This is a genomic window from Parendozoicomonas haliclonae, assembly GCF_900174585.1.
GTDB lineage: Bacteria > Pseudomonadota > Gammaproteobacteria > Pseudomonadales > Endozoicomonadaceae > Sansalvadorimonas > Sansalvadorimonas haliclonae.
In genome coordinates, this window is sequence record NZ_FWPT01000007.1 from 181,536 (window position 1) to 201,669 (window position 20,134).

12 protein-coding genes are annotated in these 20,134 nt (G+C 54.9%); 6 read left to right on the plus strand and 6 right to left on the minus strand.

The annotated features are described in order from the left end of the window. Positions 1-37 precede the first annotated feature (37 nt). On the plus strand, positions 38-688 hold the full coding sequence (locus tag EHSB41UT_RS15745; protein ID WP_087111531.1) for a histidine phosphatase family protein: 651 nt from the start codon (positions 38-40) through the stop codon (positions 686-688). Positions 689-1,075: 387 nt separating this feature from the next. After that, a complete protein-coding gene (gene rmf, locus EHSB41UT_RS15750; protein ID WP_087111532.1) occupies positions 1,076-1,300 on the plus strand; it encodes a ribosome modulation factor in 225 nt (74 codons plus the stop codon). A gap of 159 nt (positions 1,301-1,459) precedes the next feature. Here the strand turns inward: rmf and EHSB41UT_RS15755 are convergent, their stop codons facing one another. Continuing rightward, positions 1,460-2,515, minus strand: a complete 1,056-nt coding sequence (locus EHSB41UT_RS15755; protein WP_087111534.1) for a quinone-dependent dihydroorotate dehydrogenase — start codon at positions 2,513-2,515, stop codon at positions 1,460-1,462. A 271-nt stretch (positions 2,516-2,786) separates the two neighbouring features. On the opposite strand from EHSB41UT_RS15755, the gene EHSB41UT_RS15765 reads away from it, so the two are divergent. Further along, positions 2,787-6,698: a hypothetical protein gene (locus tag EHSB41UT_RS15765; RefSeq protein ID WP_133060536.1), complete on the plus strand. Its 3,912-nt coding sequence runs from the start codon at positions 2,787-2,789 to the stop codon at positions 6,696-6,698. 158 nt (positions 6,699-6,856) lie between these two features. Here the strand turns inward: EHSB41UT_RS15765 and EHSB41UT_RS15770 are convergent, their stop codons facing one another. Then, a complete protein-coding gene (locus tag EHSB41UT_RS15770) occupies positions 6,857-11,662 on the minus strand; it encodes an NAD-glutamate dehydrogenase (RefSeq protein ID WP_242667339.1) in 4,806 nt (1,601 codons plus the stop codon). 396 nt (positions 11,663-12,058) lie between these two features. Here EHSB41UT_RS15770 and EHSB41UT_RS15775 point away from each other — a divergent pair, with 396 nt between their 5' ends. Together EHSB41UT_RS15775 and EHSB41UT_RS15780 are read left to right on the plus strand one after the other, a co-directional pair. Beyond that, entirely contained in the window at positions 12,059-12,691 is a 633-nt protein-coding gene (locus EHSB41UT_RS15775; protein ID WP_087111541.1) for an SGNH/GDSL hydrolase family protein, read from the plus strand. Between the two features lie 98 nt (positions 12,692-12,789). Beyond that, the gene (locus tag EHSB41UT_RS15780; RefSeq protein ID WP_087111543.1) at positions 12,790-13,770 is read left to right on the plus strand and encodes a carbon-nitrogen hydrolase family protein; all 981 of its coding nucleotides are present in this window, start codon (positions 12,790-12,792) and stop codon (positions 13,768-13,770) included. 96 nt (positions 13,771-13,866) lie between these two features. Here EHSB41UT_RS15780 and EHSB41UT_RS15785 read toward each other — a convergent pair whose 3' ends face one another. From EHSB41UT_RS15785 to EHSB41UT_RS15800, 4 genes are read right to left on the minus strand one after another with little or no spacing between them, the layout of a single operon-like run. Further along, complete coding sequence (locus tag EHSB41UT_RS15785; RefSeq protein WP_087111544.1) at positions 13,867-14,079, minus strand: YgaP family membrane protein; 213 nt, start codon at positions 14,077-14,079, stop codon at positions 13,867-13,869. A gap of 44 nt (positions 14,080-14,123) precedes the next feature. Beyond that, positions 14,124-15,566 carry a hypothetical protein gene (locus EHSB41UT_RS15790; RefSeq protein ID WP_133060537.1) on the minus strand — a complete coding sequence of 481 codons (1,443 nt, stop codon included), beginning with the start codon at positions 15,564-15,566 and terminating at the stop codon, positions 14,124-14,126. A gap of 3 nt (positions 15,567-15,569) precedes the next feature. Then, positions 15,570-16,364 (minus strand): outer membrane lipoprotein-sorting protein, encoded by a 795-nt coding sequence (locus EHSB41UT_RS15795; protein ID WP_087111548.1) that lies wholly within the window; start codon positions 16,362-16,364, stop codon positions 15,570-15,572. A 9-nt stretch (positions 16,365-16,373) separates the two neighbouring features. Continuing rightward, complete coding sequence (locus tag EHSB41UT_RS15800; protein ID WP_087111550.1) at positions 16,374-18,881, minus strand: efflux RND transporter permease subunit; 2,508 nt, start codon at positions 18,879-18,881, stop codon at positions 16,374-16,376. Positions 18,882-19,140: 259 nt separating this feature from the next. Between EHSB41UT_RS15800 and EHSB41UT_RS15805 the strand changes: the two genes are divergently transcribed. Next, positions 19,141-20,121, plus strand: coding sequence for an AAA family ATPase (locus EHSB41UT_RS15805; RefSeq protein WP_087111552.1), 981 nt, complete (start codon positions 19,141-19,143; stop codon positions 20,119-20,121). Positions 20,122-20,134 lie beyond the last annotated feature (13 nt).

Consider the following 20,134-nt stretch of genomic DNA (forward strand, 5'->3'; position numbering starts at 1 on the left):
GCCATTATCAGCGTTCTGTAGTTGCAAGCAGTTAAGCATGAAACGATACCTCACCCGCTTCTTTTTTACAGTGGCCATTCTGGGAGCCGGTTTTCTCACCGGCCTGCTCACTCAGCAGCTGCCGCAGGATACCGAAAGTCTGCTGGCTGACGATGCCAAGGGTCTGTTTGATCTGAAGAGCCACTGGGCTCAGGGCAATATTGTTTCTCTGGTGCGCCATGGGGAGCGTTGTGATCGCTCCGATAATATCTGTCTGGATGGAGAGGACGGTATCACCCTGGTGGGCAAGGAGCAGACCATCGAGCTCGGTAAAGACTACCTGCAGCATCTGCCCATGGACAACACCATCATCTACAACAGTCCGGTCAAACGGACCGAACAGTCAGCGGACTTTATGTTTGGCGAGCGCAGCGAAACCAAAAACTGGCTGCGTGAAGGCTGCAAAGAAAACCTGCTGCAGGATATTCTGAAGTACAAACAGGATGGCAAAAACCTGATTCTGGTTACCCACAGCACCTGTATTGATGCACTGGGAGAAAAGGAAGGTAACAAGCTGATTGAGTTCGATATTCACGAGCCGGAAACCTACGGTGGCTCCTTCTTTCTGGCTGTGGACAAGAGCCAGCAGAAGGTACACGTTCTGGGTTACCTGCTGGCCAATGACTGGGATAATTCCCGCAAGAGCTGATCGCTCTTAAAAGGCTCTGCGAAGGCAGTTAGACGACTGTCTTCGCATAGAAAACGTCTTAGCTTATTTTCCCCTGCCCCGCCGAAAATCTGACCAACGGTCAAATTCCTTGCCATTCAATTTGTTAGCCGCGCTTCCGCTTATAAAATTCAGCCGTTAGGCAAAATAATTATACGGCGATCAACAGAGTTTTCTCGACAGCCCGTCATTATTCCGATAGAACTTAACATCGTAGCGGTACGATTCATCGTACCCACACATTCCCTCCCAACCTCGGGAAGGCTCCCAGTGGAGGACTGGTCAGCAATGCCTTCCCAGAAGCTATGAGTTTCGGGCGGCCCGCGAAGCTCCCCGAGACGTAGTTCCCGTAAAGGAGGCTACTTCGCAATGAAGAGACAAAAACGAGATAAGACTGAACGGGCATTTGCCAAGGGATATCATGTTGGCAACGCTGGCAGAGGTAATGAAATCTGTCCCCACCATGAAGTCAGCGAACAGCGCCAGGCCTGGTTGAACGGCTGGCGGGAAGGCTGGACTGATCACGTTAATGGCTTTGTAGGTATTTCCGGTCTGAGCCGGGTTAATGGTCTGACCGAGTACGACATGAGCTGATCTCTCTTCAGACTCTTATTGCAGAATCTTTTCTTGCTGAAAGCCCGGCCACCCGCCGGGCATAAAAAAGGCCCTGGTCAGGGCCTTCTCTTTTGGTGGCGCTGCTTTCGAGCCACCACCTTCAAACGTCATTATCACTAACCAGACGGTCAGCCTTGCTTAGCGACTTGCCTTGCCGGTACGCACCAGTTCAGCACCTACCGCTTCCGCAACCTCAGACACCAGATCCGGCCCCTTGTAGACAAAGCCGGTGTAAATCTGCACCAGGCTGGCACCGGCACGGATTTTCTCAACCGCATCACCAGCGCTCATAATTCCACCAACACCGATCACCGGCAGCTTGCCATCGACGGCTTCCGCCAACACCCGGATCTTATCGGTGGAGAGTGTGGTCAGAGGTGCACCACTGAGGCCGCCCTGCTCATTGCCATAAACATGACCGGCAACCGCATCACGCTCCAGAGTGGTATTGGTCGCGATCACCCCATCGATACCAAAGGCCACCAGCTCGGCAGCAATCTCCCGCAGCTCATCATCAGTCATATCCGGGGCCAGCTTGATCGCCACCGGCACATAGCGGCCATGCTTCTCAGCCAGAATCGCCTGTTCATCTTTGAGGGCTTTCAGCAGGGAACGCAGGTGCTCGCCAAACTGCAGTTCACGCAACCCGGGAGTATTCGGGGAGGACAGATTCACGGTGATATAACCGGCCCATTCATAGACTTTGCGCAGGCAGGCCAGATAGTCATCATTGGCCTTTTCCACCGGCGTATCCTTGTTTTTACCGATATTCACCCCGATGATCGCCTTGGACTTCACCTTCTTAAGGTTGGCGACCATATGATCCACACCCCGGTTATTGAAGCCCATCCGGTTGATAATGGCTTCATTCTCGGCCAGGCGGAAAATACGGGGTTTATCATTACCGGCCTGCCCGACCGGCGTGACCGTACCCACCTCGACAAAGCCAAAACCGAGGCTGTCGAAAGCATCGATACACTCACCATCCTTATCCAGACCGGCAGCCAGACCGACCGGGTTAGGAAATTCGAGCCCCATCACCTTGACCGGGGTGCTGATCACCGGTCGGGCCATGGACCGGGCCAGTGTGCCCATCAGCCCAAGACGCTGGGCGGCCCCCATCATATCCAGGGTCAGATCATGGGCCGTTTCCGGGTTGAGGCGAAACAGCAGGGAGCGAGCCAGCCTGTACATACGTGATCCTTGATTATTCTGATATGGGATGGATACGGTTAAACCCGGGTGTGGTTATAACCACGCGGCATTATAAGGACAGCCCCTCTCTATGCCTAGCCCTGCATGAGTTTCAACACCTCCAAACCCTTGCCACAGCTGGCCTCAAGTCGCTCTTTTCCGGCTTCTACCTTGGTCTTAAGCCCTATGTCGAGATTGAACCAACCTCCTATAGACGGGTCTGAAAGGGAAACAGATCGGTTCCCCGGGTACCCGGGCATGGAGGCTTGGTATGGATTTAACAACGTCATTCTCATCCTTGGTGAGTAGTGCGAGCGGTTCCCTGACCGCTGCTGGCAAACAGGTGGGCTACACCCTGCCAGAAGACAGTGTTGGCAGTTTTTGCTCGGCACAGGGCTCGTTTCGCCCTGACGATTCCTTCCATAGCTTTACCTCGGACACCTCCATCACCGACCGTGAAGCCTCACTGGCCACGCCGGATACCAGCCTGCGTCAGTCGGAGTCCGATCAGGAAGACAATTTCCGCACGCCCGAATCTTCCCTCATAGAAGGTTCGCTGGTTGAAGGCTCGTTCACAGTTGTTCCCAAGCCAGCCAGAATCCCCGCAGCCGAACTGATCGACAGCGCCCTTGCCACCCAACAGGCCATCCGTGACGATCTGAACGGTCAGGCACCGGAAGCTCTGCTGTTCACCCTGCCCGGCCACACCATTCTGGAAGAGCAGTACCGTCGCGATCCGCAAGGTACCCGTGATCTGGTTGCCGCCCGGGTTGATGCTCTGGGCGAAGATATTGACCGCACCTTCTCCAACTGGTGGGGCAACAAGCGTCAGGCCCAGACCGATCACGGCCATCTGCGTGCTGCGCTGGAAACCCTTGATGAAGCGTTAGAGATCGGCAATGTATCTCCGACAGAAGCCTTCCGCGATCTGCTGGCCGCCATTCGTCACTACGAAGCCACCTACAAGAAAGAGTCCTGGATCGAGAAGGCCACCCTCGCCTTCCTGGGTGCAGCCAATGTGTTGGCCGGCAAGTTCGGCGAACAGCTCAAGACATTGCTGCCGGCTGCTCAGCTGGAAGCCGGCGATGCCGCTCTGCTCGACCCGACCCAGGTGCCCAAGTACAAAGACGGCTATGTGTTCAGCCAGGCCCACAACCTGCAGCAGTTCAACCGCAAAATTCTGGTGGATCACAACCAGCAGGTGCTGCTGTCCAAACAACAGGAAATGGTGGCCGGCTTTACTGATCAGGATATTACCGACCGCACGTCGCTGGAAAACAAAGAGCAGCTGGTGGTCGAACTAACCCGCTCCCAGCCCGCTCAGGTGCAGCAGATGCTGCAGGATATCTACACCTATATGGCCTGCCAGCACGATCCGAAGATTCGTGAACAGGCTGCCGCCAAACAGGCACAACTGGCTGCGGCTGTCCAAAACTCAACTCAGAATCCGGTCCAGCTGGCTGCTCTGCTGAACGAACAGACTGTCCTGCGTGACACCATGGCCCAACGGGTACAGCAACTGTACCTGCAGAACAGCCATGCGAAGTTACAGGAGCGCATGCAGAGTGTTCTGAAAACCTACGAAGAGCTTCCAAAAGCAGCCATCGATGAACTGCGTGAACAGACCCGGCTTTGCCAGGTGCTGGCTCAGAACCTCGGCCAGTGGTCACTCAGCGAAAGCATGGATGAGTACCACACCGAATTCGACAAGATGGCCGCCATTCCCCTGCACAAGGTGCTGGTGACCGGACAGGTCAACGGCGAGCAGGTCTGGCATCTGGATAACACCCCGTCTCTGGCGGAAGTCGCCAAAGCCATGAACCCGGACAGCGGCCATCCGCTGACGCCAGCTCTGGCTGCGCTGCAGGCTTATATGGCTCAGCCTCAGGGTACCAACACCCAAGAGTACCGTGCCCATCTGCAACTGCTGGATAAGCAGCTGACCGCCCAGCAGAACTATTTGCTGGAGCAGGCCAAACAGGCCTGCGGTAACGACGAAGCCTTTAACGCCATTCTCGACCAGATCGCCATGATCGAGCAGAACCGTCCTCTGCCATGCATGCTGGCTGAAAACCTCACGCTTCTGGAACGCGGCAAGCGTGCCGGTTACGCCATGCTGATGGATAACGAACAACCGCTTGGCCGTCGTATTTCAACGCTGCGTCTGGAGCACGAGCTGGCCAAGAATAACTACAACTTCAACGACGAAGTTTATGCCATGGTCAGCGAGATCCCTGGCCTTGCCAAAGAGCTGTATGGGGAAGTCAGCCAGAAATTTGTTGACTGCTACGCAGGCAAACTGTCGTCTGCCGAGCTGATCGGCTACCTGGTGAAACTACTGGGCAGCGATGCCGCCAGCGGCGTTGCCAAGATGATCAACGATACCCTCAACGGCGCGGCGGCTATTGCCGAAGTCAGCCCGGAAACCCTGCGTGCGCTGCAGGGGAATACCGAGCAGGCCTGGGCCAACCTACGCTCGGCTGTCAGCGGCACCTCACCGGTGTTCGCGGTGTATAACGAATTCCATGCCCGGGTCAGCGGGGAAACCAAGGTTCAGTACTTTATCGAAGCCCTGAACCGTCACGGTGACCGTCCGACTCTGGACAAACTGACACCGGAGCAGATGGCCAAGGTCAAGCGTCTGGTCGCCCTGAATCAGCTGATGTCTTCCGGTAAATATATTCCGGTGGTTGTGGATGGCGTGATCCGCACAGCCGCTGGCGGCACCTCACCGTTCAATCTGGTGTGGAATGTCGGTCAGACCGGTCTGCGCCTTCTGGCCACCCATATGATCGATCAGAAGGTCAACGCCATGGACGGCCGCGACCTGAAGGTTGCCAATACCGCTCTGGATCTGCTGTACGGAGGCCCGGCCTACGCCGCCTTCAACCAGCAGGTGATGGAACGCACCAGCCGCGTCATGGCTGATGTCGCCTGTGGCAAGAGTCTGGTCCGCACCGCCTTGAACGCGTCGATCTTCTACCCGTTCCAGGTACTGGCTGAAGGCCTGGTGAATTCCTACAAGGACTGGCGCGCCGGCAAACCGGGCGCACTGGGCAAGCTGGTATGGAACGTAGTCCGGATGGCACCGATTGTCGGTATTCCAGCCGCATCCTGCCTCTCGCTGCTGACCGTACCGCTGCTTGGCCCGGCCTTTATTATCATTGCCGCCACCACCATCCCGGGTGCCATCTATCTGGGCTGGCGCTGGGCCAGCTATCTGGCACACCACACGGGTCTGGTGGATATCGGTATTCTGGCCATGGAACGCGCCCGGGAGTGGGCCGCTGATCCGGCTATTAACCTCGATCAATATATTGATGAGGCCTTTGCCGAAAGTGGCTATCGCAACCATATCCATGCTGTAGCTCAGAACCGCGCCTATGCCGAGCTGGGTGAGCAGGAGTGGGACAGCTTTGTTGCCGACCACCCTGATCTGGCTGCCAACATCATGCAGGAAGTGGAGCTAAATCTGGCCAAGGATCAGAGCTACCTGCAGGATGTGACTCGTCTGCAAAACATGGCAGCGACCTTGCGCGCCCTTGAGACGATTGATCCCGGTAAGGTCACTCTGGATGAACTGAAGCAGCTGTTACCGGCCGAAGATGCCGCCTACCTGCCTAAGACCGCCGAAGGCCGTGATCTGGAATTCTGGATCCGCACCGCACAGGACACCCTGCGGGCGGAGCTGGCTATCCACCTGGGTACCACTACGATTCCGGTCGACGATCAGGCGGTTGCCGACCAGCTGGCCCGTTTCTACACCAACCGCCAGAAGGGTCTGTATATCGCCAACGAAGGTAAGGCTGGCAAAGCTTTGGCCAGGCTGACGGTGAAGCAGGAAGACGAGATGCTGGCGGACACCCATACCCGCATGAAGGAACGTCTGGACGGCGAACTGGTAAAAGCCATGCAAAAGTTGATGACCAACCGCGCCCAGGCTTCCCAGAACCGGGTAAATGGACAGATGCGCAAGGATCAGTTCGAGCATGATCTGAGTCAGGATGGCGGCCTGAAGGACGCCATGAAGCAGGAACTGACCGCGATAATGACCTCGGAAATGGCCATGGCTACAAAGCAGAACCGTAAGCGTCTGCAGCACCAGTTCCGGGCCCATGGTTTGAATATGGACAAAGGAACCATCGACAAGTTGATGGGTGCCGCTGCCGCCGCAGCTGCTTGATCCCCTTGCGATCTCGTTCCCACGGTCCGCCGTGGGAACGCATTCCCAAACTATGGGTTCCCACGCAGAGCGTGGGAACCAGAACAACCTGCCGAACTGGCCATAAAAAATGGGGTATCGCCACGCGATACCCCATTTTTGTTTACAGCTGACAGTGATTAACGACGCTGGGCCAGATCCAGCAGCTCGCGGGTCGCCACGGTGTACATGGCAAACTCACTGGCCGCTTCACCACGCAGTTCATCCAGCACTGAATGCCAGCGTGCCAGCGGTGCGGCCTGCGCTTCACTCCAGAAGGTGAACAGTTCACCCAGATCTTTCGGCGCATCCGGCAGAGTCAGCAGGTTCACGGTCAGGGTACGCTGCTGCATTACCAGCTCATCACGAATCCCTTCCCGGGCCAGAGACTGCCACTGGTTCTGCACATCCAGCGCACTGAGCTGCTGGTAGAAACCATGCAGGTCCAGATGTTCGCCAATCGCGAAGAACATGGACGCCACGCGCTCAAGAGACTGGCCAGTCTCTTCCACCGCCTGAATCACCGGCAGCATATTGAACAGATGACGTACGGCAGCAACACGACGGGCAACAGGCTCTGGTACACCTTTACCAGTCAGCTGCTCTACCCGCTTCAGCCACTCCTTGCGCTGACGCTCTGGCAGCAGATCATCCAGCCCATCAATCAGCTGAGTGATACGGCCCTTGTAGTGCTCGACGCAGACACCGGTTTCCCGATCCACCACCTTCATACGTACCAGCCAGCGGGTCGCACGACGCAGGATACGCATCACTTCGCCCATCAGCTCCAGCTGCAACTTGCTGTCGATGGTGTAATCCAGAGATTCGATATCCGACCAGAGCTGCTCGGCCCCGAAAATATCCCGGGCGATCACAAAACCGCGCACGATATCCGGCGCACTGGCACCTGTGGACTTCTGCTGACGGCTGACAAAAGTGATACCCATCATATTGATGAGGTAGTTGGAGAGCTGGGTCGCCACAATCTCACGGTGCAGACGGTGCTCCGCCAGCGGCTCGCCATACTTTTTCACCAGTTGGGCCGGAAAGGCGGTGACCAGCTCGCGGGCCAGATAAGCATCATCCGGAATGGCGGAGTCCAGCAGCTTCTCTTTCAGATCCGCTTTACTGTAGGAGATCAGCACCGACAGTTCCGGACGAGTCAGACCCTGACCACCGGCATGACGCTCACGGATGGTTTCGTCATCCGGCAGGAACTCGATCGCCCGATCCAGACGACCACGCTCTTCCAGATCATGGATAAAGCCCTTGTACTCTTCCATCTGGCTCAGGCACTCGGACTCAGCCATGGTGATAGCCTGGGTCTGGCGGTAGTTGTTACCCAGCACCAGACGGGCAACGTCGTCGGTCATCGCAGCCAGCATCCGATCACGCTGCTTGCGGGTCATATCACCGGCAGCCACGATCTGGTTAAGCAGGATCTTGATATTGACCTCATGGTCAGAGCAATCCACACCACCGGCATTATCAATAAAGTCGGTGTTCATCGCGCCGCCGTTGAGGGTGTACTCAATCCGGCCCAGCTGGGTCAGACCGAGGTTACCGCCCTCACCAATAACCTTGGCGCGCAGAGCCCGGCCATCAATACGCAGGGTGTCGTTGGCCTTGTCGCCAACATCGGCATGGCTTTCCGCAGAAGACTTCACATAGGTGCCGATACCGCCATTCCAGATCAGATCCACCTGGGAACGCAGGATTGCAGAGATCAGATCATTCGGGGTCAGCTTGCTGGCCCGGATACCAAACAGCTTCTTCATCTCAGCAGAGATAGTGATCGACTTGGCACTGCGGTTAAAGATACCGCCACCTTCGGAGATCAGTTTGCTGTTGTAATCTTCCCAGCTTGACCGTGGCAGCTTGAACAGACGCTCACGCTCGGCAAAGCTGGTGGCAGGATCCGGATCAGGATCGACAAAGATATGCATATGGTTGAACGCGGCTACCAGCTTCAGGGCTTCGGACGACAACAGACCATTACCAAACACGTCACCGGCCATATCCCCGATACCGACGACAGTAATCGGCTCTTTCTGGACATCAATGCCGCGCTCACGGAAGTGACGCTGCACGGATACCCAGGCACCGCGAGCGGTAATACCCATCTTCTTGTGGTCATAACCAACACTGCCACCGGAGGCGAAGGCATCGCCCAGCCAGAAGCCATAATCTTCAGCAATACCGTTGGCGATATCAGAGAAGGTGGCCGTGCCCTTATCCGCCGCGACCACCAGATAGGTGTCGTCGGCATCGTAACGCACGACACGTTCTGGATGGACAACAACGTTATCCACCAGATTGTCGGTCACATCCAGCAAAGCACGGATAAAGGTTTTGTAGCAGCGGATACCCTCTTCCATGACCTGCTCGCGGGTACCGTTGGCTGGCAGACGCTTGGGTACAAAACCACCCTTGGCACCGACCGGCACAATCACCGCGTTCTTCACCTGCTGCGCCTTCACCAGACCCAACACTTCGGTACGGAAGTCTTCCACCCGGTCAGACCAGCGCAGACCACCACGGGCCACCTTGCCACCGCGCAGATGCACACCTTCCACATACGGGGAGTAGACAAAGATCTCATACATCGGTGCCGGCTTCGGCAGATCGGGGATATCCCGTGGCGAGAATTTGAAGGAGATATAATCGTGAGGCTGGCCGTCCGCATCCTGCTGGTAGAAGTTGGTCCGCAGAGTAGCGACGATCAGATCCATAATCCGGCGCAGGATACGATCCTGGCTCAGTACGCTGACCTCTTCCAGTGCCTCGATAATCTTCTGCTGCAACTGCTGACGGCGCGCCTGACGCTGTTCAACAGTCAGGTCCATATCCGGATCAAAGGACACCTCAAACAGCTTTACCAGTTGCAGAGTGATGTCAATGTTCTTGGTCAGGGTGCTGGCGATATAGGCCTGACTGAAGCCGAAACGAATCTGCTTCATATATTTGGCATAGGCCCGCAGCATGGTGACCTGCCGCCAGTCCAGACCGGCCGTCATCACCAGTCGGTTAAAGCGGTCATTTTCGGCCTGCTTGTACCAGGAACGCTTGAACGCCTCCCGGAACTTATCCGCCACCTTACGCAATGGCAGCTGCTGGCCATCGGTCAGGGACAAGGTAAAGTCGTGCAGGCAAATCTTCTCACCGGCACGATTGCCGCTCAGTCGAATCTTGTACGGATGCTCACCCAGTACCTTCAGCCCCAGGTTCTCCATAATCGGAATCAGGTCAGACAGTGGCAGGGTTGAGCCGTAATGGAACACCTTGAAGTGCAGATGGCCATCATCATCAATTGGCTGATAAAAGCTCATCGACAATGGCTGTTCGGCGGTCAGACCATACATATGCTCGATATCAGCCACAGCCGTTGGTGGTGAGAAGGCATCCCGATAGCTAACCGGGAAGCTGTCCCGGAAGGTTTTCAGTATGGCATTGCCATCCCCTTCACCTTTCCCTTCCAGCAGGGCATCACGGAATTCCGCTTCCCAGGAGTAGGCCGCCTGTTGAATCTCGGCGGCAATCGCCTCCGGATCAAAGTCGGTCGTGCTGTTGTCTTCCCGGCGCAGAATATAATGCACTCGAGTCAGAGTGGATTCTGAGAAGTAGGTGGTGAACTCGGCATCGACCGCATTCAGGCGCTGGCAGAGTATATTCTGCATCTTGATCCGCAGGGCGGTGTCGTACTGTTCACGGGGCACGTATACCAGCGCGGAGCAGCACAGATCACTGTGATCACGACGGATAAACACCCGGGTCTGGTTCCGTTCCTGAATCTGCAGAATGCTCATCACCGTGGTAAACAGCTGCTCGGTCGGGGTCAGGAACAGCTCTTCCCGCGGGTACACATCCAGAATCTGCACCAGTTCCTTGCCGTGGTGGCAGTGGATATCCAGTCCGGACATCTCCAGAATGGCGGAGACCTTGTTGCGGAGCCATGGGATAGTGCGTGGGCTCTGAAAATACACCGGAGAGGTGTAGAGACCCATAATCCGGCATTCACCGATCACTTTACCTTCGTCGTCAAAACGCTTGATCAGGATAAATTCCGGATAGGCCGGACGATGAACGCTGGAGCGAACAGACGCTTTGGCAAAGGAGAGCTGGCTCTGGTCCGCAAACAGGTTGCGGTCCAGCTCCGGCTCCAGATTCATGCGGTTCAGCTGGCCGCTGTGGCGCGGGCGCAGCAGGCCAAGGCGCTCGCCCTCGACCTGACGCACACAGGGCTCACCCTTTTTGCTGCAGTCAATCGCCAGCTCTTCATAAGCCAGGAAGGTGAAATTATTGCTGAGCAACCAGCGCAGATATTCGCAGACTTCGCTGGTGTCCTGATCCTTGCGGGCTTCCAGACTGGCCAGCAGCTCTTCCACCTTGCGGCAGATCGGACGGTAATCAGTGACCACCCGACGGACATCGGAGAGCACATCCGCCAGTTCCTGACGCAGCAGTTCAAGGTCTTCCTCGTCGGTCTGACGATCCACCTCAACATAGAGGAGAGCCTCTTTGGCTCCGCCCTCGCCAGCCTCGGCCAGCTGGTTCTTGTTATCCCGCGCGACCGGCAGTACACAGTTGCGCAGATGGTGAATGGTAATGCCCCGCTCGTTCAGCTTCATCCGCACGGAATCAACAATAAACGGCATATCCTGCTGGACGATCTGGATGATGGTATGGGTCGAGTGCCAGCCGTTGTTCTCATAGTCGGGGTTAAACACCTCGATCTTCGGGCTGGTGTGATCGTGGGTCTGGAAGAAGCGCCAGAAGGCCAGCGTGCTGCCGACCAGATCACGACGCCGGTAGGCGGTGATTTCGTCCAGGGTCGAGATAGCGAAAAAGGGCTTGAGAAATGCCTGCAGTCCTGCACGCTGCTCATCGGGGAGATGCTTGGAGAGTTCCTTCTCCAACTTGCTTAGAAATTCGTCCTGACTATACACGTCGATGATTTCCGGATGATTGCCTGTATAACTAAACGCGTTCTGCGAACCGCCATCCAGATCAGCCTGGAAACGGGTTCCTTTACGAGCTTAATGATGCTTTCTGTAATAAGTATGACTGCTAAATGGCAAGCTCGATCTTATTACTTATTTTTTGGTGACAATCACCTATCTCACCCCCTTCTGTCCAGCGGTTTGCAGGCAGATACCGACATTTTTTTGTAGAGATTTGTTAAACAAAACACTCCACCAAAAACCATCCGGTTTTTAGTGTTTTCCTTTGCTCTTCACCAGCTTCTGCCAAACAATAATTTAACCCCTCACCCCCCTGCACTCACAAACCTAACCGGCTCGGTCTGGCTCGCCTATCCTTGGTGGAAAAATCGGGGGCGGACCATGAAAACCATTCTCTGTTTTGGCGATTCCATCACTTGGGGGTTCGATCCGGCGACCGGTGGCCGTCATCTCTACCCCAATCGCTGGACTTCTGTTCTGCAGGACTTCCTGGGGGATGAATATAAGGTGATCGTTGAAGGGTTATGCGGCCGGTTCACCGTTCATGATGATCCCTGGCATGAAGCCCGCAATGGCAACACCCTGCTGATGCCGGTTCTGGAATCCCACAAACCAATTGATCTGCTGGTACTGATGCTGGGCACCAACGATATCCTGCATATGAAGGATGTGACCGCTGCGGATGCCGCACGAGGCGCTGAGGTACTGATAAAAAAGATTCTGATATCTGAGTGTGGCCCCGATGATCGGCCTCCAAAGATATTGCTGCTGGCACCACCCCTACTGGGCACGTTATCCGCCGACCTGAACATGTTCTGCCACGGCAATCCTGTGTACTCCGAGAACTTTGCCAGCTGCTACCGACAAACCGCCAAGCAACTGGGTGTGGCCTTTTTTGATGCCGGGCATGTCTGCATTCCCAGCCATGAGGATGGTGTTCATCTGGACAGGGAAGCCAACCGGCTGCTGGGTGAGGCTTTGGTTTCGCCAGTACTGAAGGCATTGGCGGGGTAGCCCGGTTGCGTACAGGCTCCGCCTTTACATCACCGGCAGCACCCCACATAATTTTCCAGCGCATTCAAACAGCCGTTATAAATAAAAGAAGCAGGCTCATGAAAACAATAAAAGCTGCAGCTCTCCAGCTGGAAGTCCAAACCGGCCATGTCGCCGATAATATTCATAACGCTGAACAGCTTTGCCTGCAGGCCATTGAGGAAGGCGCGCGCCTGATCGCCCTGCCTGAATTTTTCACCACCCGGATTGTGCTGGATCAGCAGGTCTATGACTCTGTACTGCCAAAAGACAATGAAGCCCTCAGGATGATGACCGGCCTGGCCAGCCAACATGACTGCTGGATTGGTGGTTCAATGATGGTGGCCGATGGCGACGAGGTTTATAACCGCTACTACTTTGTCGAGCCGGACGGCACGGTTCATCCCCATGACAAGGATATTCCTACCATGTGGGAAGCGGCGTTCTATACCGCCGGTAAAGATGACGGACACTTTCAAACCCAACTGGGTGGTGTTGGCGCGGCAGTCTGCTGGGAGCTGATCCGCAGCCAGAGCATTCAACGCCTGTCCGGCAAAGTGGACCTGTTAATGACCGGCTCCCACTGGTGGACGACACCGTCCAACTGGGGCTGGCTGTTCAATAAGATGTCGGCCTCAACCGCACAGTACAACCGTTATCTGGCCGAAAATGCGCCGGTGGAATTTGCCCAGCGTTTGGGAGCGCCACTGGTTCATGCCAATCACTGCGGATACTTTGAAACCACCAGCAGCTGCATTCCCGGCACAACTGCCGGCCTGAAGTTCCGCTCCCACTTTGTCGGCCATACCCAGATTGTTGATGCCAATGGGCATATTCTGGCACGCCGTCATGGTGATGCCGGGCCAGGCATTGTTACAGCGGATATAGAAATTGGCGCTCAAGAGGTGACCCGAAAAACGGCTGATAACTTCTGGTTGCCGGCACTGCCTCAGATACTGAAAGCATCCTGGTATCAGGATGGACTCTGGGGCAAGGTGCATTACAACCGCAAGGGACGACAGGCGGGACTGGATGCCGCCAAAAGACATGAGCTGATTTGAGACAACACTTTAAGCCGCTGTCTTGTTTAACCGAACCACTACTTTTTATTGCAACAGACAAAGTAGTGGTTCTTCATAGACTGCAGGACAGCATACTCAGGCCTGCGCGCCACACTCCCGCTCGGTTTTCAGGCCCAGCTTTTTAAATACGATCGCAGCCGGGCAAAAACCCGTAAAGGAAAACTGGAACATATTGGCGCCAATAAATACGGTGAACCAGAAAAACAATGGGCTGACAAAATGGGTCAAAGCCACCGACAGCAACACCATAATCCCGGCAAAACAAAATACCGCACGTTCAACAGTCATAAGATCACTCCTTTTTCATTTCTTGTTATCAGACTTGTTGTTATTCAATAGTTGTAACGAACTCTTAACCAGGCATTGCTGGCGTCTTCATACTGGCCAAAGAAGGTATGGGACTCGTTACCGGCAAACAGATTCATACCGGCTGCCAGCTGCCAGTTATCATCCAGTCGATAGCTGACACTCGGGCGCAGATAAGCGTCTTCATCGGTTGGAGACCAGAAGGTAAACAGCGACAGGGTCAGCTTCTGGTTCATGGTCATTTGTGTCAGCCGTAGAGTCAGCAGCTGCTGATACTCTTCCGGCTCAAACTGACGAGCCATGGAATGTTTCAGCAGTTCATCGTGATCATGAGTCCATTCCAGGTAATATTGAACAGCTGCCGTCAGGTTGGTGGCTACTTCCTGCTCGTAACCCACCAGCCAGCGCAGCTGAGAGTTGGGAATCATCGGATCATCACCAGAGCGATCTTCCCGACTGTCATACCAGGCCAGTTCCGTATTAATAAGACCGGAGCCTACTGGGGTTCGCAGACTGGCTCCCCAGACATCCAGTTCAGGATAAGTCATACGACGCTGAGCATTTATCCCACGAGGCACAGGCCAGTAACCCTGATGCCCGTAAAGGGCATACTCGGTACCGTGAATAGTGGTCGCAAGACGAGCTGACCAGACATCACCGGAAGGCTCATCAGGGTTTAAGCCATTCTTTGGTGCAGTATTGCCGCCCTGCTCTGGCGAGAACAGCGAGAAGCGTTCACCGGTCAGGCTGATATCAGGGGTAAACTCCGGCTGCCAGATCATATCCAGACTCAGCTCGCTATCCAGCCATGTGTTGTTGTACCAACTCACCATCACAGCATCAGATGGCGCTTTCAGGTATTCATCCTCACGCCCAGAGAAGAATGACTGCCAGTCCTTGGGGAACAGATCGTTCAGAAACAGATAGTCCCCGGTTCCCCAGGTCAGGACCTGCCGTCCCAACTTCACATCGGTATTCTCTGTCGGACTGAAACGCACCATTAACCTGCGGGTCTGCCAATCTGTTTCAGCCATTACATCGTCGTACACCACATCGCCCTGAGCTTCGACGGTAAAGCTGTCGTGCTGGTACTCATACTCCAGACGACCACGGAACTCTGACAGCGTTGTGTGATGAGGCAGAACCGGGTCAGTCTGCAGACGACGCCCATAACTGGCTTCAATAAAACCTGTAAACAAAGGCGCAGAAGATTCTGCGATATCGTCCCAGCTATCATCTCCCCACTCATCCCAGCTTTCCTCACTGGCAAAACTGCCCTCGGCAGAGATAGCCAGGATAAGAGCAATACAAAGTAGTTCCGAGACGCTCGACAATGCCGAGCGTGATGGGTGGTTGCTTGATGTTTTCAAAGGCCAGGGATGGCCTGATAGCTCTGCTGGACAGGACAGTCCACCAGAGCGGGAAACAGCAAGTAACCGCCTGTCGCGCGATAACTCTGACATATCCATAGCTTAACGCCCCTTCAGCCACTGAACTGGAGGGTTACGAAGGCTGCGTTCACTAAACAGAGACTGAGGCAAACCAATATCGTACTGAATTCCACGCATCTGCATCTCAGTACTGCTCCCCCGCTCCAGATCGGTAATCTTTGCAGAGACCGCTGTCGGATAACCCTGAATCAACTCAACCTTCAGGGCTTCCATCCGGCGATAAACAACACCTTTGTGATTTTTATATTCCACAGTCACTGGCATAAGCGTCTCTTTACTAATCCAGCTTTGATAACTGGCAAACTCAACCGACTGCGCATCCTTAGGCGTGCTTTCCAGCACATAATGCTCGTCCGTAGTTTTAACCAGACGGTGGTGATCAGCAGAAGGATCACGCCCGGAGACATCCTCATAAAAGAAATCAGAGCCAACAAACGACGTCCGTTTATCACCGGCAGAGATACGTTTCACCAAATCCAATCCCGGCAAATAGAGCCAGCGATCATCATCCTCACCCGGGTGGCGCACTACCCGGAAAACCGTGTTACGCACATCACTGGGGCGGCTGAAAAACACCATCATGTCCTGCTCACCACCCGGTTCTTTACTGTGGCGCAGAATCGTGAACTGACGGAGCTGCTGACGCCCCTGGGCATCGGTGATACGCATCCGCGCTTTCGCCCGGCCATCCTTGCCGGCGTAATAGGAAGAAAGGTTGGCTTTCTCGACAATTTCGACAGCATCCGTCAGCACTGCCGCCTGCGCCATGGAACTGCTCAGCAGTGCGAAAGCCAACAGGGATTTGATCACTCTCATAACAGCTCCTTAAGCCTTGCCAATCGTTTCAAACTTCAACAAAGCCGGCAGCAGTACCAGCGTGACCAGCGCCGAAGCCGCCATAATGCTCGCCAGGAAGATACCCACGGTGATATACGGCACCAACGGGGCAAACAACAGCGGGGTGAAGCCAACAGCTATAACAATGGCGTTGCGGGTAATGGCACGGCCGGGCTCCTGAAACATCTCAGCCAGAGATATATCGTTAGTGCCTTGCTTGCGCAATTCCCGGTAGCGCTGCAGGAAGTGAATTGCGAAATCGACAGACAGGCCCAGAGTGAGTGCCGACAGAACTGCGATTGGCATATCGTAATCCTTGCCAACCCAGCCAATCAGGCCGTAGATCAGGGTGATGGTAAATGTCAGTGGCAGCATGGCCAGAACGCCATATTTGAGCGAACGGAACAGCACCACCATCATCACAAACACCACAACAAACGACGAAAGCAAACTGTCCGCCATACCGCTCACCATGGCATCCTGCCAGACCACATTCAGATACGCCTTGCCAGCCCAGCCATAGCGTAAACCTTCCGGCAACGGATGCTCTGCAATATAAGCATCCACCAGCGCAACAACCTGACTCATATGCTGATTGTCACCACTGGTCAGTTGCAGCCAGATCAGGCTGTCACGGTAATCCGGCGTAACAAAGTGCCAGAGCTCCTGCGGGCGGTGGGAAGACTGATATTGCAACAGGGTCTGGGCAACGCCATTGGCGGTATCGGGCAGCAGGAAGTCGGCATCAGCACCGGAACGCAGTTCCCGGTTCACGGTTTTCACCACATCCGGCATAGCATTCACCTTGCCGACCAGATCCGAGGCCAACAGATGCGTCTGCAGACCTTCCATCCACTGCAACACCGCCGGGTTCAGGAATGTACGACGTTGTTGCTGCTCCTGTTCAACCACAGCCAGCATCTGTTCCAGCCAAACAGCTTCATCCGCACCAGCTGCAAACAGCTGATCATCCAAACGGCTGGCCAGTACATCCAGCTCAAGATTACCAATAACGGCATAAGCACTCAGATCAATGCCCTGCGCCTCGGCCCCTGCAATCAGTTGATTGACCTCATTAGCCAGACTGGTGTTATCCGCTGAAGTGCTCTCCAGAACCAGCCAGGCATCGTAGGTACCGGCAAAGTGGTTGTTAAGGACCTTGTCGGCCACCCGGATTTCATGATCGGCCTTAAACCAGTTCACCGGATTGTCGTTGATCTGGATACGGGTAATACCCGCCACGCTGATGGCAAAGGCACCGGCTGCAACCAGCAATACAACAAACCGACGACCCGTGGCAAAACCACCCAGTCTTGGCAGCCAACGTCCCAGACGACCACCGTCCTCCATTCGATGAATGGCATTCTGCAGGGATTTCAAAGCCTCCGGAGACATCCGAGAGATATACGCCGGAATAAAAATAATGGTCAGCAAGAAAGCCAGGAAGATACCAAAGGCAATATAGGCTCCGAAAATCTGTACCGGTGGAATCGGCGTCAGCATCAGCGACAGAAAGCCCAGCGCCGAAGTAACCGAGGTATACAGCATCGGGGTAAACAGATGATCCATCACTTTAATGATGACAGCCTTGGGATCTTCACCAGGGTGGAACCGATCGGCAAACTCGGACAGGATATGGGTTGAGTCCACCACCGCGATTGGCATCAGGAAGATTGCAATCATCGACGACATAATATGAACGGTAAAGCCCATGCCAATGAGCAGGCCCATAGTGATAATCACCGTCGCCATGGCCACAATCATCGGCCCGGTGACCAGCGGCAGACTGCGGAAGAACACCCACATCAGGATAAAGATCGCCAGCCCGGCCAGCGGAGCTGAGATACCCATCTGGATAAACATTTCTACGCCAAACTGATCTTCAGCAACCGGCAGGCCGGTTATGTGATATTGATCGGAGCTGTCGAGACCGGCCACCAGCCCACGAACCTCTTCGGCTATACGATAGCTTTCGTCTTTATCTGCCACCGGTACATAAACGGCAGCGGCCTGACCATCACCGGATACCAGAGTATTGTTCAGCATCGGCAGACGGTTCACAGCCTGCTTAATGGCATCGGCCTGAGCCTGGGTTTGCGGCGCCTGCTGCATCAACCATTCAAATCGAATTGTGCCTGGCCCTTGCTGGGTGATGTTATCTACGGTATCGAGAGACATCTGATCCCGACTGACGACACCATCAATATCAAGAATGCCGCGGGAAAGCTGATGCAGAGCCTGCAGGGATTGGGGATTGTAGATACCCTCTCCCGTCGCGCTGACCGCACCCACGACGATGGTGTCGTGCATGATGAACTGCTGCTTGACCTGGTTATGGAAAATCCGGGCGGGATCATCCTCCCGCAACATATTTTCCGGGTCGGTATCAATAGTCAGTAGAGGCATCATGGCCAGACAGGCCAGAGTAAGAAGAAGCACCAGCCCATAAACCTTACGGGGATGCTGAAGAGCAAAAGTGGTGAACAGTATTTTCATTTTTATATTAGAGAATCCTAATGTTTTATCAAACAATACATTAGAGACATCTAATAGACAAGGCGCCATCCATTTAAATGCACAGATATTTTTTCATCACTTGTGGGAACTTTTTTGCTGACCTGTGGTCAATGATGCGGGCGGGTACTGTCCACCACCTTGACAGCCCGCCTCTGTTCACTGATAAATCATCAACGCTTCATTGAACTTTTTTCATTGTCATCCCCTTATCAGGAATCACAGAGAGACCGCGTCAACTATGGAATCCATCACCAATAACACAGAGGCACGCCAGTCCCTACTCTCTCTTCGTAATTACCTGCGCCAGATGATTATTGGTCAGGAGCGCCTGCTGGACCGACTATTGATCGCCTTGCTGGCTGATGGCCATATGCTGGTTGAAGGTGCACCTGGTCTGGCAAAAACCAAAGCGATCAAGGATCTGGCCAACGGCCTTGCGGCCGGCTTTCAGCGTATCCAGTTCACCCCGGATCTATTGCCGGCAGATATTACTGGTACTGAAGTCTATCGCCCGGAAGATGGCAGCTTCCGTTTCCAGCAGGGACCGGTATTTAACAATCTGGTCCTGGCGGATGAAATCAACCGCGCCCCGGCCAAGGTGCAGGCCGCGCTGCTGGAAGCCATGGCTGAACGTCAGGTGAGTGTTGCCGGCACAACTCACAAGCTGCCGGAACTGTTTCTGGTTATGGCCACCCAGAACCCGATTGAACAGGAAGGCACCTACCCGCTGCCGGAAGCCCAGCTCGACCGTTTCCTGATGCATGTCTGCATCAGCTATCCATCCGTAGAAGATGAACGCCGCATTCTTAAACTGGTACGGGGCGAGGCTCTGGAGCTGGAACAACCTCAGCCGGAAGTGATTTCCCAAGACGTGATCTTCGCCGCCCGCAAGGAAGTGCTGGAGCTGCATATGGATGAAGCGGTGGAAAATTATATCGTTCATCTGATCGATGCCACCCGCAACCCGGCCAAGTATCAGCAGAACCTCGGCGCTCTTCTGGAATATGGTGCCAGCCCGCGGGGCACTATCGCTCTGGATCGCTGTGCCCGTGCCCACGCCTGGCTGGCGGGTCGTGACTTCGTCACTCCGGACGATGTGCAGGCCACTGCCCATGATGTGCTGCGCCACCGGATTATCCCAAGCTATGAAGCCGAAGCCCGGGGTATGAATGCCGACCGCATTCTGGCCCAGCTGATTCAACAAGTCGCTGTCGCCTAAGCCTCTCATCAAA

Excerpts from the sequence above, each read along its gene's own strand:
- EHSB41UT_RS15745 (WP_087111531.1), top strand. The coding sequence starts at position 38 with ATGAAACGATACCTCACCCGCTTCTTTTTTACAGTGGCCATTCTGGGA.
- rmf (WP_087111532.1), top strand. The coding sequence starts at position 1,076 with ATGAAGAGACAAAAACGAGATAAGACTGAACGGGCATTTGCCAAGGGA.
- EHSB41UT_RS15755 (WP_087111534.1), bottom strand. The coding sequence starts at position 2,515 with ATGTACAGGCTGGCTCGCTCCCTGCTGTTTCGCCTCAACCCGGAAACG.
- EHSB41UT_RS15765 (WP_133060536.1), top strand. The coding sequence starts at position 2,787 with ATGGATTTAACAACGTCATTCTCATCCTTGGTGAGTAGTGCGAGCGGT.
- EHSB41UT_RS15775 (WP_087111541.1), top strand. The coding sequence starts at position 12,059 with ATGAAAACCATTCTCTGTTTTGGCGATTCCATCACTTGGGGGTTCGAT.
- EHSB41UT_RS15780 (WP_087111543.1), top strand. The coding sequence starts at position 12,790 with ATGAAAACAATAAAAGCTGCAGCTCTCCAGCTGGAAGTCCAAACCGGC.
- EHSB41UT_RS15785 (WP_087111544.1), bottom strand. The coding sequence starts at position 14,079 with ATGACTGTTGAACGTGCGGTATTTTGTTTTGCCGGGATTATGGTGTTG.
- EHSB41UT_RS15790 (WP_133060537.1), bottom strand. The coding sequence starts at position 15,566 with ATGGATATGTCAGAGTTATCGCGCGACAGGCGGTTACTTGCTGTTTCC.
- EHSB41UT_RS15795 (WP_087111548.1), bottom strand. The coding sequence starts at position 16,364 with ATGAGAGTGATCAAATCCCTGTTGGCTTTCGCACTGCTGAGCAGTTCC.
- EHSB41UT_RS15800 (WP_087111550.1), bottom strand. The coding sequence starts at position 18,881 with ATGAAAATACTGTTCACCACTTTTGCTCTTCAGCATCCCCGTAAGGTT.
- EHSB41UT_RS15805 (WP_087111552.1), top strand. The coding sequence starts at position 19,141 with ATGGAATCCATCACCAATAACACAGAGGCACGCCAGTCCCTACTCTCT.